The sequence below is a fragment of the Pseudobacteriovorax antillogorgiicola genome (genome assembly GCF_900177345.1).
Classification (GTDB): domain Bacteria; phylum Bdellovibrionota_B; class Oligoflexia; order Oligoflexales; family Oligoflexaceae; genus Pseudobacteriovorax; species Pseudobacteriovorax antillogorgiicola.
In genome coordinates, this window is record NZ_FWZT01000001.1 from 454300 (window position 1) to 469744 (window position 15445).

Here is a 15445-nt window from a genome sequence, read left to right on the forward strand (position 1 = left end):
GATCCCGTGAGTCAGAAAACAGAACAAATTCCAAGTCTTGTGATAGTCTCAGGGCTTTCTGGTGCAGGTAAGTCGATCGCCATCAATGCCTTAGAGGATATGTCGTACTATTGCATTGATAACCTTCCCCTTGAACTTGTCGAAGACGCCGTGAGCTACTTTATAACCAATGATCTTCATCATTCTCGATTGGCTTTGGGAATGGATGTTCGAAGTTCCGATTTCGTGGAACGATTCATGGCTTTGCGTGATCGGCTTAAAAAGAAGATCCAGTTGTCGGTGCTGTTTGTTACTGCTAGCGATGAGGCCTTGGCAACTCGGTTTAGTACCAATCGTAGGCGTCACCCCTTACACCAAGAGTCTGGAGAGTTGATCGCGGCTATCAGGAGAGAGGCTCAGGCACTGGCTCCCATGATTGATGAAGCGGAAGTGGTGTTTGATACTACCGCCTGGAGCCCCCACTACCTCATGAGGCAGGTGGAGAAACACTATGGTGATGGTGTCATGGGACGGAGTCTATTTGTGACGGTGACATCCTTTGGTTTTAAGCATGGGGCCCTAAAGCCTGCTGATAGCATTTATGATGTTCGCTGTTTGAAAAACCCCCACTTTGAGCCTAGTTTGAAGCCTAGAACTGGTTTGGAGAAGGATGTTAGCGACTATGTGTTTTCTGATCCTCACGCCGGGGATTTGCTCGATAAGTTAATTGATCTCCATAAATTTCTTTTGCCTTGTTACTACGACGAGGGAAAACACTACTTTAGTATCGGTATTGGCTGTACCGGTGGCCAGCACCGCAGTGTAGCTCTTGCTGAAAAGCTAGCCTTTGCTCTTGCAGATCTTTCCCTACCTAACATTTACGTAAGTGTTTCCCATCGTGATTTGTAGACATGGGTATTTTAAGTGTGACCTGTAGCTCCCTCCCCTATTGGGTTGGCCGCTCAATTCCGCTATAACCCTGGTAGCTTTTCATTGCTAATAAGGGGATCTCATGATGAAACGACGTGAGTTTATAAAGTCGTCACTCGCCTCTGCCGGTGCGGCAACAGCTATTAGCATGCCTGCAATCGCACGAGGGAAAAAATATCGTTGGCGTATGGCGATGACCATTCCAAAGACTTTGCCTATCTGGGGCACAGGGGTTCAAGAGTTTGCTAAGAAAGTTGAATTGATCAGCGAAGGAGCCTTAAAGATCAGGGTTTACGGTGCCGGTGAGCTGGTGCCTGCTCTTGGAACCTTTGATGCGGTTAAAGCTGGTCGCCTTCAGATGGGGCACTCTGCATCCTATTACTGGCAAGGCAAGATCCCCTCGGCGGTATTTTTTACAGCGGTTCCGTTTGGTCTCAATGCCAATGGCATGAGAGCCTGGCTCGGCTACGGAGGTGGTCAGGAGCTGTGGGACGAGCTTTATGCTAAACATGGATTGATGGCTATCCCGGCAGGGAACACTGGCATGCAAATGGGTGGCTGGTTCAAAAAGAAAATTGAGTCGATCAATGACTTCAAAGGCCTGAAGATGAGGATCCCAGGCTTGGGTGGTAAGGTGATTGCTAAGGCAGGGGCTAAGCCGATTCTGGTGGCTGGTGGTGAAATCTACACCAGTCTTGCCACAGGGGTGATCGATGCCACTGAATGGGTTGGTCCCTATCATGATTATGTGATGGGCTTCCATAAGGCTGCCCCCTACTACTATAACCCTGGATGGCATGAGCCTGGCCCTGTTCTTGAACTTATGATCAATAGGAAGGCGTGGCAGGAACTGCCTGCTGAACTTCAGGCAGTGGTTAGAAGCTGTGCTGCTGAACTTGATCGGGACATGTACGCCGAGTGGATTTTCCAGGATGCAATGCACCTTAAGAAGATTCGTAGCGAAGGTAAGGTGGAAGTCTTGTCATTCCCTAAACCTGTACTTGAGGTCATGAAGACCTATGCTGCACAAGCCAAGGATGAGGTAGCTGCTACCAGTCCCCTAGCAAAGAAAATCTATCGCTCTTTTCAAGAATTTCAGGATGTATTTACAGCACATCAGGATGTTACAGAACGGGCTTACATGGGAGCCTTGCAGTCGTGAATCGTTGGTTGGAGTCTGTCCACAAGGTCCTTTTGGGTCTTACCGGCTTGGCGACTTTGCTGCTCGTCTTGCTTACGACACAGCAGGTGATCGCTCGCTACTTTTTTCAAGCTAGCTCTATTGCGATTCAAGAACTGCTCTGGCATCTCTTTGGCTTTATTTTTCTAATCGGAGCAGCTTCAACCCTGCATTTCGAAAGGCACGTTCGGGTTGATGTCTTTTATGGTGGTTTTTCATCAAGGGTCAAATCACTTATCAACGTTCTTGGCTGCATATTATTAATGATTCCTTCTCTATTGGTTCTTATCTGGTTTGGAATACATGATGTTATGCAGGCAAGAGATTTTTCATCCGTTGGAATGAACGATTCAGGGCAAATGAATTCACTCTGGGAATTTTTCATTCGAGGAGAGGGATCGCCAGACCCTGGTGGTTTACCCGCTCGGTGGATCGTTAAATCATTCCTTCCCTTGGGGGCATGTCTCCTACTACTCCAAGCATTCGTAAGCTTGCTTCACAGTATTCAACTCATCACGAAAAAATAGGTTGTACGATGGAAGACTACCTTCCTTTATTGATGTTCCCTGCTCTACTTTTATTCCTGCTTTCGGGTTATCCGGTGGCCTTTGTCTTGTCTGGAGTGGCTCTTCTGTTTGCTGCCTTAGGTACGTACTTGGATATTTTTTATTGGCAAGACCTAGGGTTCATTCCCACGCGGGTATTTGGCATCATCTCAAATTTCACTCTGCTGGCTGTACCACTGTTTGTATTCATGGGCATTACCTTGGAAAAGTCAGGAGTGGCGGAATCCCTATTAAAATCGATCAGTCAGCTGTTTCACGGCTTCCGTGGGAGTCTTGCCATAGCAGTCGTCGCCGTGGGTGCTTTGCTTGCTGCGTCTACGGGGATTGTTGGCGCTACCGTGGTAACCATGGGGGTATTGTCCCTACCAACAATGATTCAATCTGGCTATGATAAGCGACTGGCGACAGGTACTATTGCAGCATCAGGAACCCTGGGGCAGATCATCCCACCCTCAATTGTGCTAGTGCTCCTTGGTGACATGATGAATGTTGACGTTGGGGACCTATTTGCCGGTGCGATCATTCCTGGCCTTCTCCTGGTTCTTTTTTACGCTTTCTATGTTCTTCTCAAGTCTCGTGGGCAATCAGCATCAAGTGCAATGAGTGAAGATACCAGGGCCTCTTGGCAAGAGCTTCTGTCAGCGCTGGCACCTCCCCTGCTCCTAGTTATCTTGGTTTTGGGTACCATTCTAGGGGGACTGGCTTCCCCAACTGAGGCGGCGTCCTGCGGTGCCACAGGAGCTCTAATTATTGCACTGTGGAAGGGTAAGTTCTCATGGGATTTAATTCGCCAGGTGAGTCAAGAGACCGTTCAGACGACATCGATGGTGTTCATGATACTTCTTGGAGCTCAGTTTTTCGGCGTGGTGTTTCGAGGTCTTCATGGAGACGAGCTGATTGTCGATGTGATAGACCAACTGGCGCTCAGCAAATATTGGATTCTTTTCGCTCTGATGCTTCTTCTTTTTATTCTGGGTTTTTTTCTCGATTTTCTGGAAATCTGCTTTATCGTGATCCCAATCATCATGCCGATTATGACTGGTCTTGGATTTGACCCACTTTGGTTGGCTATCTTGATCGCCGTCAACCTGCAAACGTCGTTTCTCACCCCACCTTTCGGTTTCGCCCTATTTTACCTAAAAGGAGTTGCGCCAAAGGACATCAAGACTATGGATATCTATCGGGGAGTCCTGCCCTTTGTGGGTATCCAGATGCTTGCCTTAGTATTGATTACGGTGTTCCCGCAACTTGTTCTGTGGCTACCTAAGATCGTTTTTTAACAAAAAGGCCCCCATCAAAGGGGCCTCTATCGATTAAAGTCTATTCGTAGTCTTCAAGAGGAGGGCAAGAACACACTAAGTTGCGATCTCCAAAAGCGTTATCAATCCGAGCCACGAACGGCCAGAACTTATTGTCCCGCACGTAAGGCAATGGATATGCTGCTTGCTCTCGGGAGTAGGCCTGATCCCAGGCATCGGAGCCTATCATAGCGGCAGTGTGAGGCGCATGCTTCAGTGGATTTTGATCCTTATCCGCCTTGCCGGACTCGATCTCGCGAATCTCTTCGCGAATAGAGATCATAGCATCACAGAAACGATCCAATTCGGCTTTCGATTCTGATTCTGTGGGCTCGATCATCATTGAATTCGGTACAGGCCAAGATACTGTTGGAGCATGATAACCATAGTCGATCAATCGTTTGGCGATGTCATCAACGGTGATTCCTGCTGTCTTTTTGACCTCTTTAAGGTCGATGATGCACTCATGAGCTACCAGGCCTTTATTACCACGATAAACTACTGAGAATGCTCCTTCCAAACGCTTCGCCATGTAGTTGGCATTGAGGATGGCAACTTGAGTGGCCTTCTTCAGCTCTTCACCACCCATCATGCGAATGTACATCCAAGAGATTGGCAAGATGCTGGGGCTACCCCATGGAGCTGCAGAAATTGGCCCAACACCTGATTTGCCGCCCATGGTGACTACAGGGTGGTTCGGTAAATAGGCTGCAAGATGAGAGCGAACGCCGATGGGGCCGACACCAGGACCTCCGCCCCCATGTGGAATACAGAAAGTCTTGTGAAGGTTCATATGGCAGACATCGGGACCATATTTGCCAGGCTGGCAAAGTCCGATTTGAGCATTGAGGTTGGCACCATCCATATAAACTTGGCCACCATTCTCATGAATGATGTCGCAAATGCGGGTAATGTCGTTCTCAAAAACTCCGTGAGTTGATGGATAAGTGATCATCAGAGCCGAAAGCTTGTCTTTATGCTTCTCAGCTTTACCCTGAAGGTCGTTTAAGTCAATGTTACCCTCGTCATCGCATTTGATCACAACCACCTTCATTCCTGCGAGAACAGCAGACGCTGGGTTGGTGCCATGTGCAGAAGACGGGATCAAACAGACATTACGGTGGCCTTGGCCTTGAGCTTCGTGATATTTAGCGATCACCATCAAACCAGCAAACTCACCCTGAGCACCCGAGTTTGGCTGCAGCGACACAGCATCAAATCCTGTGGCCTTGCAAAGCCAGTTCTCTAGCTGTGTGAATAGTTCTTGGTAGCCCTGAGCTTGATCGAGAGGAACGAAAGGGTGTAACCCATTCACTTCAGGCCAGGTGATTGGCATCAGTTCAGAAGCTGCGTTAAGCTTCATGGTGCAAGAACCCAGCGGGATCATGCTACGAGTGAGAGAAAGGTCTCGGGCCTCTAGTTTACGAATATAGCGCATCATTTCCGTTTCAGAGTGGAAACGATTGAAGACTTCGTGAGTCATGAAATCGCTGGTTCGCTGTAGACCGTCCGGAATCGTACCACTTTCGTCGTTTGCTAAGTCTTTAAGTGATTTCTTAAAGTCGCCGAAGAAAGAGAGCACTTCTTCTACTTCTTCTAAATCAGATTTTTCATCGAAGGCGATGGTAATGGTGGTTTCATTGTAACGATTGAGGTTGTAACCAGCTGCTAGTGCAGCTGTCATGACTTTGTCAGCTTGAGCCTTATCAGTGACAACGGCGACTGTATCAAAGTAATTGGGAGTGAGAAGATCGAAGCCTATAGACTTAGCGCCACGACCGAAAAGGTTGGCCAACGCATTCACACGGCTCGAAATCTTTTTAACTCCAGCTGAGCCATGAAACACACCATACATGGAGGCCATAATCGCTAGCAGCACCTGAGCGGTACAGATGTTACTTGTGGCCTTATCCCGACGAATATGCTGCTCACGAGTCTGAAGAGCTAGTCGGTAGGCCTTGTCACCGTTGGCATCCTTGGTGACACCTACGATTCGTCCGGGTATCTTGCGTTTGAACTCATCTTTGGTAGCAAAGAACCCAGCATGGGGACCACCGTATCCAAGAGGAACACCAAAACGTTGTGAGTTACCAACGGCTATGTCCGCACCTAATTCCCCAGGGGACTTCAATGAAGCTAACGCAAGAAGGTCAGTTGCAAACGTGACAATGACGCCTGCTTGTTTGGCTTTGACGACAAGATCAGTGTAGTCTGCAACCGCTCCGTGACTGCCTGGATACTGGAGCAACAAGCCGAATGGTTTTTCATCAAAATCGAAGTCAAATTCATCACCAACGACGACTTCAATACCCAGAGCTAGGGCTCTTGTCTTTAAGACGCCGATTGTTTGGGCGTGGCAATGTTGGGAGACAAAAAATTTATCGCTTTGGCCTTTGGCTGCAATCTCGCGACTCATGTTCATGGCTTCTGCAGCCCCGGTGCCCTCGTCAAGAAGCGAGGCATTGGCAAGATCGAGACCACAAAGCTCAGCGACCATGGTTTGGAAATTCAGAAGTGCTTCGAGGCGCCCTTGTGCGATCTCAGCTTGGTAAGGCGTGTACTGTGTATACCAGGCTGGGTTCTCTAATATGTTGCGGCTGATAACAGATGGGGTCACGCAATCATAGTATCCAGCACCGATCAATGAGCGGTGGACTTTGTTCTTGCTCATCATGGCGCGAAGCTCTTGCAGGGCCTCGTGCTCGGCGATTCCAGGGAGGATGTCGAGAGGGGCTTTGTCCTGAATGTCCTTTGGAACCGCGGTATCTACTAGTTCTTCCAAAGATTCGTAAGACAAGGCTTTTAACATGGATGTGATTTCATCCTGGTCCGGGCCAATGTGCCGATTGGAGAAGGAGTTTTGGTAGCTTGCCGATTGCCAGAGCTTTGTCATGAATCACCACCTTATAGATGAGGGTCATTTGTGTGCGTTGCTGGCCTGGATTGCAGGCTCTTAAAGCGTTTTCGGTCGAAAGCGTGTTTTGTACAAGTACAAAGGGCGTCTTTCCCGTTGCGCTATGACCACCAGTTCCAGCCGCCAACTGATTAGGCGCTAATCTATACAAAATGATGCTAAAAGGCAAATATACGGGGTGGGAGAAAAATTGGTGTAAGATTACGAAATAATAGGAGAAAATTAGGGCCAGCGAGGGCCCTAGGGATTATTCGTCTTCCGAGATGAACTTTTCGTATTCAGCTGCGGAAATGAGTTCGTCGCCAGCCTCTGTAACAGCAACTTTAATCAGCCAGCCGTCTGTGTAAGGCTTGTCGCTTAAGGTTTCAAGATTGTCTTCTAAGTCATTGTTAACAGACTTAATTTTTCCAGTCACTGGCATGTAAAGATCAGACACTGTCTTTGTTGACTCGATAGTGCCAAAGGTTGAGCCGGCGTCAAATTGCTCATCGACACTAGGAAGCTCGATGTGAACAACATCGCCTAGCTGCTCCAAAGCGTAGTCAGTGATTCCAACGATGGCTACATCATCTTCTAGTTTCACCCATTCATGATCTTTGGTGTACTTCAGTTCGTTTGGGTATGTCATTTTAAATATCCTTTGTTGAGACGCGACTACTTAACCTTCGCTGAATATAGTGGCCTTTTAACGATCTTCGCAAGTTTTCTTTTGCCGCGGACATCGATTTCAACGGAATCCCCGACTGCTACCAAATCCTTGTCTACCAAAGCCATTCCACCTGCTTTTTCAAGACTGGGAAGGTGTGATCCACTCGTGATTTCACCGACGAGTTGATCGCCTTTATAGAGCTTCATTCCCTGACGACCGATTCCTTTATCTTCCATGATAAATGCCACATTCTTGCGCCGTTTGGCCTCTGCTTCTTTGTGCTTCACAACAGCATCCTTACCAACGAACTCGCCGCAATCCATCCGTGTGGCCCAGCCAATTCCAGCTTCGATAGGAGAAACAGTGTCGTTCATATCGTTGCCATAGAGCAAGTAGCAGGCTTCGAGTCTAAGAGTATCGCGAGCTCCTAAACCAATAGGCTTTGCATCAGTTTTCTCGACAAGGTCAGTGAAGGTTGCTGCCGCGACTAAGTTGGGTATATAGATCTCGAAACCTTTTTCTCCCGTGTACCCAGTACGAGCAATCCAGCCTGTTTGCCCTTGAAAGTCGGCAGGAATAATTTCCATGTACTGCAAGGCCGAGATTTTATTTTGGGTCGCGTTATCGAAGAGCGCCAACAAGCACTCGGAAGACTTAGGTCCTTGGATTGCGATCTGGCTCCAACGATCCGACTCATGGCTTAGCTTGACTTTAAACTTTCCTGATTGTGAGGATAGCCACTGGTAGTCTTTGTCGTCATTAGAAGCGTTGACACAGAGAAGATATTCCTGGTCGGCTATACGATAGATGATGAGGTCGTCAATCATGCCGCCTGCTTCGTTTAACATGGCGCTATACTGGCCTTGCCCAGGTGCAAGACGCGTGATGTCATTGATTGTGACCCATTGGAGAAAGTCTTGCGCTTGTTCGCCAGATACTATGATTTCACCCATGTGAGATACATCGAAGCTGCCACAGCCGGTGCGGACGGTCTGGTGTTCCGCAATGACTCCCTCGTACTGAATCGGCATTTCCCACCCTCCAAAGGGCACCAGTCGCGCCTTAAGCTGCTTGTGGACGTCGAATATTGGAGTTCGTTTCAGGTCTTGATTCGCCATACTTGCGCCTTTCTTGGAAGTTTGTTGCTCACAAGCTGGAATTTGCCTTTTCTGGACAAAAAATACAAAGCAAGAAGCAAGAACCACGGCGTTCCAATTGCTTTGCAGAAGGACAGGCTTTCGAGGGACCAGAAAGTGTACAAATAATAGACAAAGTCCTAGCTGCTGTGACAAAGTCAATTCTTACTATGCGTCATAAGTACTTAATATTCGGCGCAAGGGCATCAGGTATAGCCCTTGCTTACTAAACACTGACGGAGCTGTTGTCCGTTTTCCTTATTGCCGTTGCTATTTGCTGTTGTTGATTGTTGGAGCTGAAAATGTTGAATTGGAAAAAATGGCTTACTTTAGCCGCATTAGTTGCTGTTTCTTTTGTCCTTTCTATGGTTCTTGTATCCCACGTGAGCTTTGCCTCTCAGGTTCAAGTCTGCAAAAAACTCAAGCGAAGCCAGCATGTTGTCCAAACCAAGGACAAGCGTGTGAATAAAAAGGTGTTCTGTTCGGTAAAGCCCCGCACTGGTGCGGTTGGCGATTATGTTGAAATTAAGAACCAATATAACTACATTGTGGCTATCGGCCGTATAGTAAGACATTCACGTTCTTCAACAATTGTGGTTTTGAAGAAATATGATCGTGAAGTCGGCTCTATGACTGGTTTTCCGGTGATGATCCGCAATAATGAAAACCAGGATTATTGGACTGCGACGACGGCTCCCTTTTAATCACAAAGGCTTATTTTGAGTTCTTTAAATCAGCTATCAGTCTTCATCATCACAAAAGATGAGGAGGCTAATTTAGAACGATGCTTGCAGAGCTTGCCTGCAGGCATCGATCTACTTGTGGTCGACTCAGGAAGTCAGGACCGCACTCAGGAAATTGCTAGGTTATACGGGGCTCGCATTTTCGAGCGACCGTTCGATGATTTTGCTAGCCAAAAGAATTTCGCCGTGGATCAATGCCAGCACGATTGGGTTTTATCTCTCGACGCTGATGAGGTCTTGGTTGGAAATTTAGAAGCTGTTTTTGACGATGCCCTTTACAACGGAGCCTACGGTTTTCGACTTCGTCGGCACCTTGTTTTTATGGGGCGAGAAATGCGCTATGGCAAAACCAAGGATGCACCACTGAGGCTTTTTCACCGAGGCCATGGTCGCTACGAGGGTAGCATCCACGAGTCGGTAAAGCTCAATCAGGGCCGGGCTTCATATCTCACCGGTATCACTCTTTTGCATCATTCCTATAAGGATCTAGCCGATTATTTTGCAAGGTTTAATCGCTATACGAGTGCTATTGCAGATCGTCATAAGAGCCTTGGGAAAAAGGCTCCCATGGTTTCGCATATTTTTCGGCCTTGGCTTGAATTCTTGAGCCGCTATGTATTTCGCCTTGGGTTTCTTGATGGCTATCCAGGATACACGTATGCTCTCATCAGTAGTTTATACGCCTATATCAAGTATGCAAAGCTCAGGGAGTTGGAACGGTGAAAAATGACAAGAAGACAGTGTGGCACATCTGTTCCAATCGTTGGAACTCGGCCGTTACAGAGTATGCTTTAAGCGCAGCCAAAAGCCTTAAAGATGTGGGTTGGAACTCTGTCTTCACAGGCTTAGCGGATAAGCCGGGACATTTACGGGCGATGAACGAAGGTTTATCTTGCTCTCCCCTAGCCCACTTTAAAATCTCAACTCTCCCTCGTTTGATAAAGCTGTACTGGCAAATAAGACCAGATGTTATCTTTGTTTATGGGGGGGCAGAGACCTTTCTGAGTCGATTCTTCTTGGGAACTCCGATCATCCGTTTTCGGGGCCAAGATCGTGACCTGACGCACCCTCCAAAACCTTGGTCCTATCGGTTGTCTCAAAGCCATATTGCTGGTGTGATTACTCCGAGTGAGACGGTGGCCAAAAACTTTAGGTCTTTGGAAACACGCACAAAAGCAATCACACTAGGCATTGATGCTCAGCGCTATCAAGCAAGTGAAACGCGGTACGAGAGGCCTACTGTTACCATCCTTGGTCGCTTCGATCCAGTGAAAGGCCATGGAGCTTTTTTTCTTTGGTTTCGTATGTTGCTATTGAGCTGGCCAGAAGACTTGCCCAAGCCCCTACTAAAGGTGATTGGCGAACCGGCAAATATTCCTATCGAGCACATGCGAGCATTTGCTGATGATGTGAAGCTTGTTGAGGGTAAGGACTGGGAGCTTGTCGCTGAGCGTGTACCCCAAGTTGGTAATATCCTCGGTGCTAGCCATTTAGGGGTTATTTGTAGCCAAGGCTCAGAAGTAATTTGTCGAGTTGCCGAAGAGTTTCTACTTTGTGGAACCCCGATTTTTGTTTCGGGAGTAGGTTCTTTGGAAGATTGCTTGTTTTCGGAATCCGCAGGTGCGAGCTATCGAGACCTCCCGGGAGATAAAGCCGTCGCACTCATGAAGAAGTTGCTAATCGAGTCGTTTCGAGAAGGTCTCGACCAGAAGGCTGCCCGAGCCCGAGAAGCCCACACACATTTTTCACTGCCAGTCATGGCTCGTCAACTTGAAAAACTTATCGCTCATGTTGGGCCAAGCCACTTACGGGGTTTGGAACCATCTGCAGAGCCTACAAGGCCTTGATGCTCCATGGCTTCCACAATGCGAGCCGCCCGGTTGTAGCCAATCTTAAGAGTGCGCTGTAGATAGGAGGCACTCACAGCTCCCTGCTTTTGCGCGACGGCAATGGCGTGATCCCATTTCGGGTCTTCTTCGGAATCGCCTACGGCTGGTGTATCACCACCTGATTGGCGTTCGTATTCCTCTTCAATCCAGGAAATTGCTGTCTCATCAAAGCACTCCTCACTGTCTTCTTTGATAGATTCCACCATTGAGACAACTTCATGATCCTCTAAGAATGCGCCCTGAATCCGATGCAAGCGGCTGGTACCAGGCTTCAGAAATAGCATATCCCCTTTCCCTAGGAGCCGTTCAGCACCCATACTGTCTAGAATAGTTCGGCTATCACCCCGCGAGAAAACCTTGAATGAAATACGGCAGGGAAGATTCGCTTTGATAACACCCGTGATCACATCAACCGAAGGCCTTTGAGTCGCTAAAACAAGGTGAATACCACTAGCTCTCGCTTTTTGCGCTAAACGCTGAATGGAAGATTCAACATCTTTGGGCGCCGTAAGCATGAGGTCAGCTAACTCGTCGATGACGATTACGATGAATGGTAGTTCTCCAACCTTGTCTTGCTCCGAAAGAACTTTGATACGTTGGCGTTCCTGGGTGTTAGCTTTTTGCCAATATTCGTTGAAACCAGAGATGTGCCTTACACGAGCCAGTTCCATAAGCTTGTAGCGACGATCCATTTCATAGCAGGCCCATTTAAGAGCGAGGGAGGCTTTTGGTGCTTCGGTGATCACTGGCATTAAGAGGTGTGGGATACCTTCGTAGATTTTGAGCTCTAGAATCTTTGGGTCCACCAATACCATCTTTACCTGGTCTGGTTTCGATTTAAGGATGATACTGCAAAGCAATGAGTTTATGGCTACCGATTTCCCCGATCCGGTTTGTCCAGCAACCAGAAGATGAGGCATTTTCGCTAGGTCTTCGCTGATCGGTTCCCCACTCAGATTCTTACCCATAGCGAAGGTGAGAGGTGATGTGGACTTCTGAAATCCAGGAGCTTTGACAATGTCGCCAAGGAATACGATCTCTCGCTTGCGATTTGGAACCTGGATACCGAGGGCCCGTTTGCCCGAAACTGGATGGATGAAAATCGAGTCTACTTTTAGGGCAAGGGCGATGTCTTCAATTAGGCCAGTCATTTTGGAAAGTTTAGTGCCAGCCTCTGGCTGAAACTCATATACGGCGACAACCGGCCCCGGTTGGATAGCGATAACTTTGCCTGTGATATTGAATTCACCAAATGCAGCGACCAACTGCTTGGCTGTTTCTTGGAATTCGAGTCGCTGTTCTTCTGTCATTTTCGAAGAGTGTTCATTGGTTTTAAAGAGGCTCAAAGGTGGCGGCTGGTAGTCTTTTGCAGCAGGCTCGGGCTGCTGTTCGTTTAAAACAACCAGAGGTTCAGATTTAGACTGAGGTTTCTTGAATAGATCCTGCAGTGGTTTGGCGATGCTTCTTGTTTCTGGTTTCATCTTATTTTCGGATGGTGAGGACGGTACTTGCGGTAAAGGCTTGATTTCAATATCCGGAGCCTCCGACTTTGTGGTTGGCTCTTCTTCAGCGATAGGATCTGGGGAGAGAGCAGGCTTCATTTTTTTCTTTTTACGAAGGTTGGATAGTTGAGGCTTTGGCAAACTTGGTTTTTTGATGCTACGAGCCGCCATAGAGATGAGGGGCCGGCGCGAGATTAGTATGAAGCTGCAAAAAAGAGCGGTAATCGCCAGGATCTCATGCCCTACGTGGCCGATATTGAGAATGAGGAATCTTGAAATATGGTCTCCAACGATTCCTGCAGCTGGGAAATCAATGCCTGAGTGTGGGATAGTGGTGACATGGCGAGCCACAAGGCTGCTCGTGGATAGAATCAGGAGCACCCAACCATAAAACTTCGAACCAGCGAATGCTAGCGGCTGGCGCTTGAGGTAGTTGTAACTCATCAGTGGCAAAGGGATTGGTAGAAACAGCGAACAAATCCCAAGATAGTAGACCAAGACTCCAGCTAAGTGTGAACCAAGATAGCCGCCCCAGTTTTGTGGCGTCCGTGGAGGAGAGCTTTGAGATACTTGGGATGGGTCTAAGGGCGAATAGCTAAGTAAGGATAAGAACACGAAGCAGCTCATGCATGCTAGGATGGCAAAGACAACCTCGCGGCTATAGTCTTCAGATAGGTGCAGGGGGTTAACTCGGCGAGTCCAGAGCTTCAAACTGTCGCGAAATGATAGAGACTTAGGTTTTGGCATCAGAATCCTTTCTCATACAATGCTACCAATCTATTTTAGCATTGGTACAGTTGTATGAGGCAGGGCTACTTGATGTCCAGTCGGATCTGAAAAAATTATCATGGCTTTGACTAGCCAAGGCATCCTCGCACACCCATACGGGGTGCGGTGTACAGGAGGCTCGACGTTTAGTTAAGACTCGACTTTAGCTGATCTTGCCAGCGACGAATGGCACGCTCGTACATGTGAAAGAGTATGTCCCTCTCCTGGCGATTCAGGCCGCGAATAATTTTTTTCATGTCCGTAATGGACGACGCCTTCAGGATCTCTGAAACAGCCTTTTGTAGGTTTTCGGAAACTCCCGTTTTGATACCTGGCCTCGATATGGTCAAAGTTCTCGATGCGTACCGACCGTGGGGTACGTGATCAAAAAGAACGTGGTGACCGCGAACGGCTTCCTGATAAATCACTCGCCATAATGGAGGCAAGAAATCCGGTTCCGTGTATAGATGAGCAATGACATTTTCAGCAGTAGGGTTCAACATCCGCATATAACAGCTCCAACAAGAAAAAGGGATCGTGAGCCGCGCTCACATTCTTGACAGTGCAAGGATGGTGCCGTAAAAAGCCAGCCATTCTAAGGGTTTTGAAATTGTGACAGTGTAAAAAGAAATGACAGCTGTGGGATTTGACTTCGGGCTAGGAAAAGTGAACCCCCAGCGCGAGGACATGGCCAGGGGTTCGAGGGACTGGTGGGGTCCCTGGTGATGATGCACTTAGGTCTACCCATTCAAATGGAGTATGTCGATCAACTTTTATTAGGGTCATTAAAAAATAATAAAGTAAAATCATAATGTTAAACATTTTTGACGAACTGTTTAAAATTTTGATCAAATTAGAAGGTGCATCCTCTAGAAAAGAGATGGCAGATGTCTTGGGAAAAGTGCCTTTACTACGGGGGCAAGGCTTCTTAATTGGCGTACATAGTCTTTTGCGTAGGGTCCGAAAATGTAGATTTCCCTAGGTTTAATTTTTGGAACGATGGTCTTTAGCTCACGGCCATCGCAGCTGCTAGGTATGTAGAACCTCTCATCGATCTTCCGAAATAGGCCATCGTCGAGCCGTGGCCCTTGGTTGTCCTCGATGCTTATCACCGGATTCTTGGGGAAAACACGTCTCAGTTGCTTGTTTTGGGGAATGGGCTTGAGGAGTGTGTCGTAATCACCGCGGTGGATGCTATGTTGAATGTACGATCCTACGTGAGACCCATAGGCTTCATAGACTTTCAAAATGCGAAATAAATTTGGGTGAACTGCGACGTTGATGCCTTCCTCAGAAAGAATTTTGGTGATTTCGGGGCCTGTGGCATAGGGCTCACAAAATATTTGGGGTCGCTCGTTTGCGGAAACCATCTTTTTAATGGTTTCAATCAAGCGCTCTTTCTCCCGCTTACGGGAGATGTTGGCATCAGCGTTGTAAGGAGTTTTGGCGCTTAGTATCAAGATATCAGCTTTTCGAACCTGCATATGGTGGCAGGTTTCGCTGTTTTGGGGTTGAAGCTGAGGAGCGTAAAGAATTTTTTTATTATTGGTTTCAACCCATAGTGAGGCTCCTCCCAAACCAACTCCGGAAGGCAGCAGCTCCATGTTTAAAGGTCCGATTGCAAATGGCCGATTATACTGGCAAATAAGGGCTTTTGGCTTCTTGCGAAACGACTCTAGGATGCGAATCGTCTCTTCGGTGGCGATAACACGGGAGTCAAGCTTGCTGGTGGCACTTTGAGGGTTGGAAAGGAAGGAAATGTCGCCCGTATGCTTCGAGTCCAACCAAAGGATCGATCCATCTAAGTGAATTCCATCTTCAGTAGACGTTAATTTAATTGAGTTTTCGTGGGTCTGTGACGTTTCCATGCCCCTGATTATCCGCCAAAAAA

At 47.7% G+C, this 15445-nt stretch carries 13 protein-coding genes; 7 read left to right on the plus strand and 6 right to left on the minus strand.

Annotation, left to right across the window (positions count from 1 at the left end; genetic code table 11):
- Window positions 1-6 precede the first annotated feature (6 nt).
- From rapZ to B9N89_RS02260, 4 genes are all read left to right on the plus strand, one after another.
- Window positions 7-888: an RNase adapter RapZ gene (gene rapZ, locus B9N89_RS02245; RefSeq protein WP_132314432.1), complete on the plus strand. Its 882-nt coding sequence runs from the start codon at window positions 7-9 to the stop codon at window positions 886-888.
- A 103-nt stretch (window positions 889-991) separates the two neighbouring features.
- Window positions 992-2071 (plus strand): TRAP transporter substrate-binding protein, encoded by a 1080-nt coding sequence (locus B9N89_RS02250; protein WP_132314431.1) that lies wholly within the window; start codon window positions 992-994, stop codon window positions 2069-2071.
- The gene (locus B9N89_RS02255; RefSeq protein WP_159455085.1) at window positions 2068-2616 is read left to right on the plus strand and encodes a TRAP transporter small permease subunit; all 549 of its coding nucleotides are present in this window, start codon (window positions 2068-2070) and stop codon (window positions 2614-2616) included. Before B9N89_RS02250 ends, B9N89_RS02255 begins: the two co-directional genes overlap by 4 nt.
- A gap of 8 nt (window positions 2617-2624) precedes the next feature.
- Complete coding sequence (locus B9N89_RS02260; protein ID WP_132314429.1) at window positions 2625-3935, plus strand: TRAP transporter large permease; 1311 nt, start codon at window positions 2625-2627, stop codon at window positions 3933-3935.
- A gap of 40 nt (window positions 3936-3975) precedes the next feature.
- Here B9N89_RS02260 and gcvP read toward each other — a convergent pair whose 3' ends face one another.
- The 3 genes from gcvP to gcvT form a co-directional block, all read right to left on the minus strand.
- The gene (gene gcvP, locus B9N89_RS02265; RefSeq protein WP_132314428.1) at window positions 3976-6846 is read right to left on the minus strand and encodes an aminomethyl-transferring glycine dehydrogenase; all 2871 of its coding nucleotides are present in this window, start codon (window positions 6844-6846) and stop codon (window positions 3976-3978) included.
- A gap of 268 nt (window positions 6847-7114) precedes the next feature.
- On the minus strand, window positions 7115-7495 hold the full coding sequence (gene gcvH / locus B9N89_RS02270; RefSeq protein WP_132314427.1) for a glycine cleavage system protein GcvH: 381 nt from the start codon (window positions 7493-7495) through the stop codon (window positions 7115-7117).
- Between the two features lie 26 nt (window positions 7496-7521).
- Entirely contained in the window at window positions 7522-8634 is a 1113-nt protein-coding gene (gene gcvT / locus B9N89_RS02275) for a glycine cleavage system aminomethyltransferase GcvT (protein ID WP_132314426.1), read from the minus strand.
- A 320-nt stretch (window positions 8635-8954) separates the two neighbouring features.
- Here gcvT and B9N89_RS02280 point away from each other — a divergent pair, with 320 nt between their 5' ends.
- The 3 genes from B9N89_RS02280 to B9N89_RS02290 are packed head-to-tail and all read left to right on the plus strand — an operon-like array spanning window position 8955 to window position 11242.
- A complete protein-coding gene (locus tag B9N89_RS02280; RefSeq protein WP_132314425.1) occupies window positions 8955-9356 on the plus strand; it encodes a hypothetical protein in 402 nt (133 codons plus the stop codon).
- A 15-nt stretch (window positions 9357-9371) separates the two neighbouring features.
- Entirely contained in the window at window positions 9372-10118 is a 747-nt protein-coding gene (locus B9N89_RS02285) for a glycosyltransferase family 2 protein (RefSeq protein WP_159455086.1), read from the plus strand.
- Window positions 10115-11242 carry a glycosyltransferase family protein gene (locus B9N89_RS02290; protein WP_132314423.1) on the plus strand — a complete coding sequence of 376 codons (1128 nt, stop codon included), beginning with the start codon at window positions 10115-10117 and terminating at the stop codon, window positions 11240-11242. The genes B9N89_RS02285 and B9N89_RS02290 overlap by 4 nt, the downstream gene beginning before the upstream one ends.
- Here the strand turns inward: B9N89_RS02290 and B9N89_RS02295 are convergent.
- From B9N89_RS02295 to B9N89_RS02305, 3 genes are all read right to left on the minus strand, one after another.
- Window positions 11182-13533, minus strand: a complete 2352-nt coding sequence (locus B9N89_RS02295) for a DNA translocase FtsK (RefSeq protein WP_132314422.1) — start codon at window positions 13531-13533, stop codon at window positions 11182-11184. The two genes, B9N89_RS02290 and B9N89_RS02295, sit on opposite strands and share 61 nt — an antisense overlap.
- Before the next feature lie 167 nt (window positions 13534-13700).
- Window positions 13701-14063 carry a hypothetical protein gene (locus B9N89_RS02300; protein WP_132314421.1) on the minus strand — a complete coding sequence of 121 codons (363 nt, stop codon included), beginning with the start codon at window positions 14061-14063 and terminating at the stop codon, window positions 13701-13703.
- A 360-nt stretch (window positions 14064-14423) separates the two neighbouring features.
- Entirely contained in the window at window positions 14424-15422 is a 999-nt protein-coding gene (locus tag B9N89_RS02305) for a hypothetical protein (RefSeq protein ID WP_132314420.1), read from the minus strand.
- Between the last annotated feature and the right edge of the window lie 23 nt (window positions 15423-15445).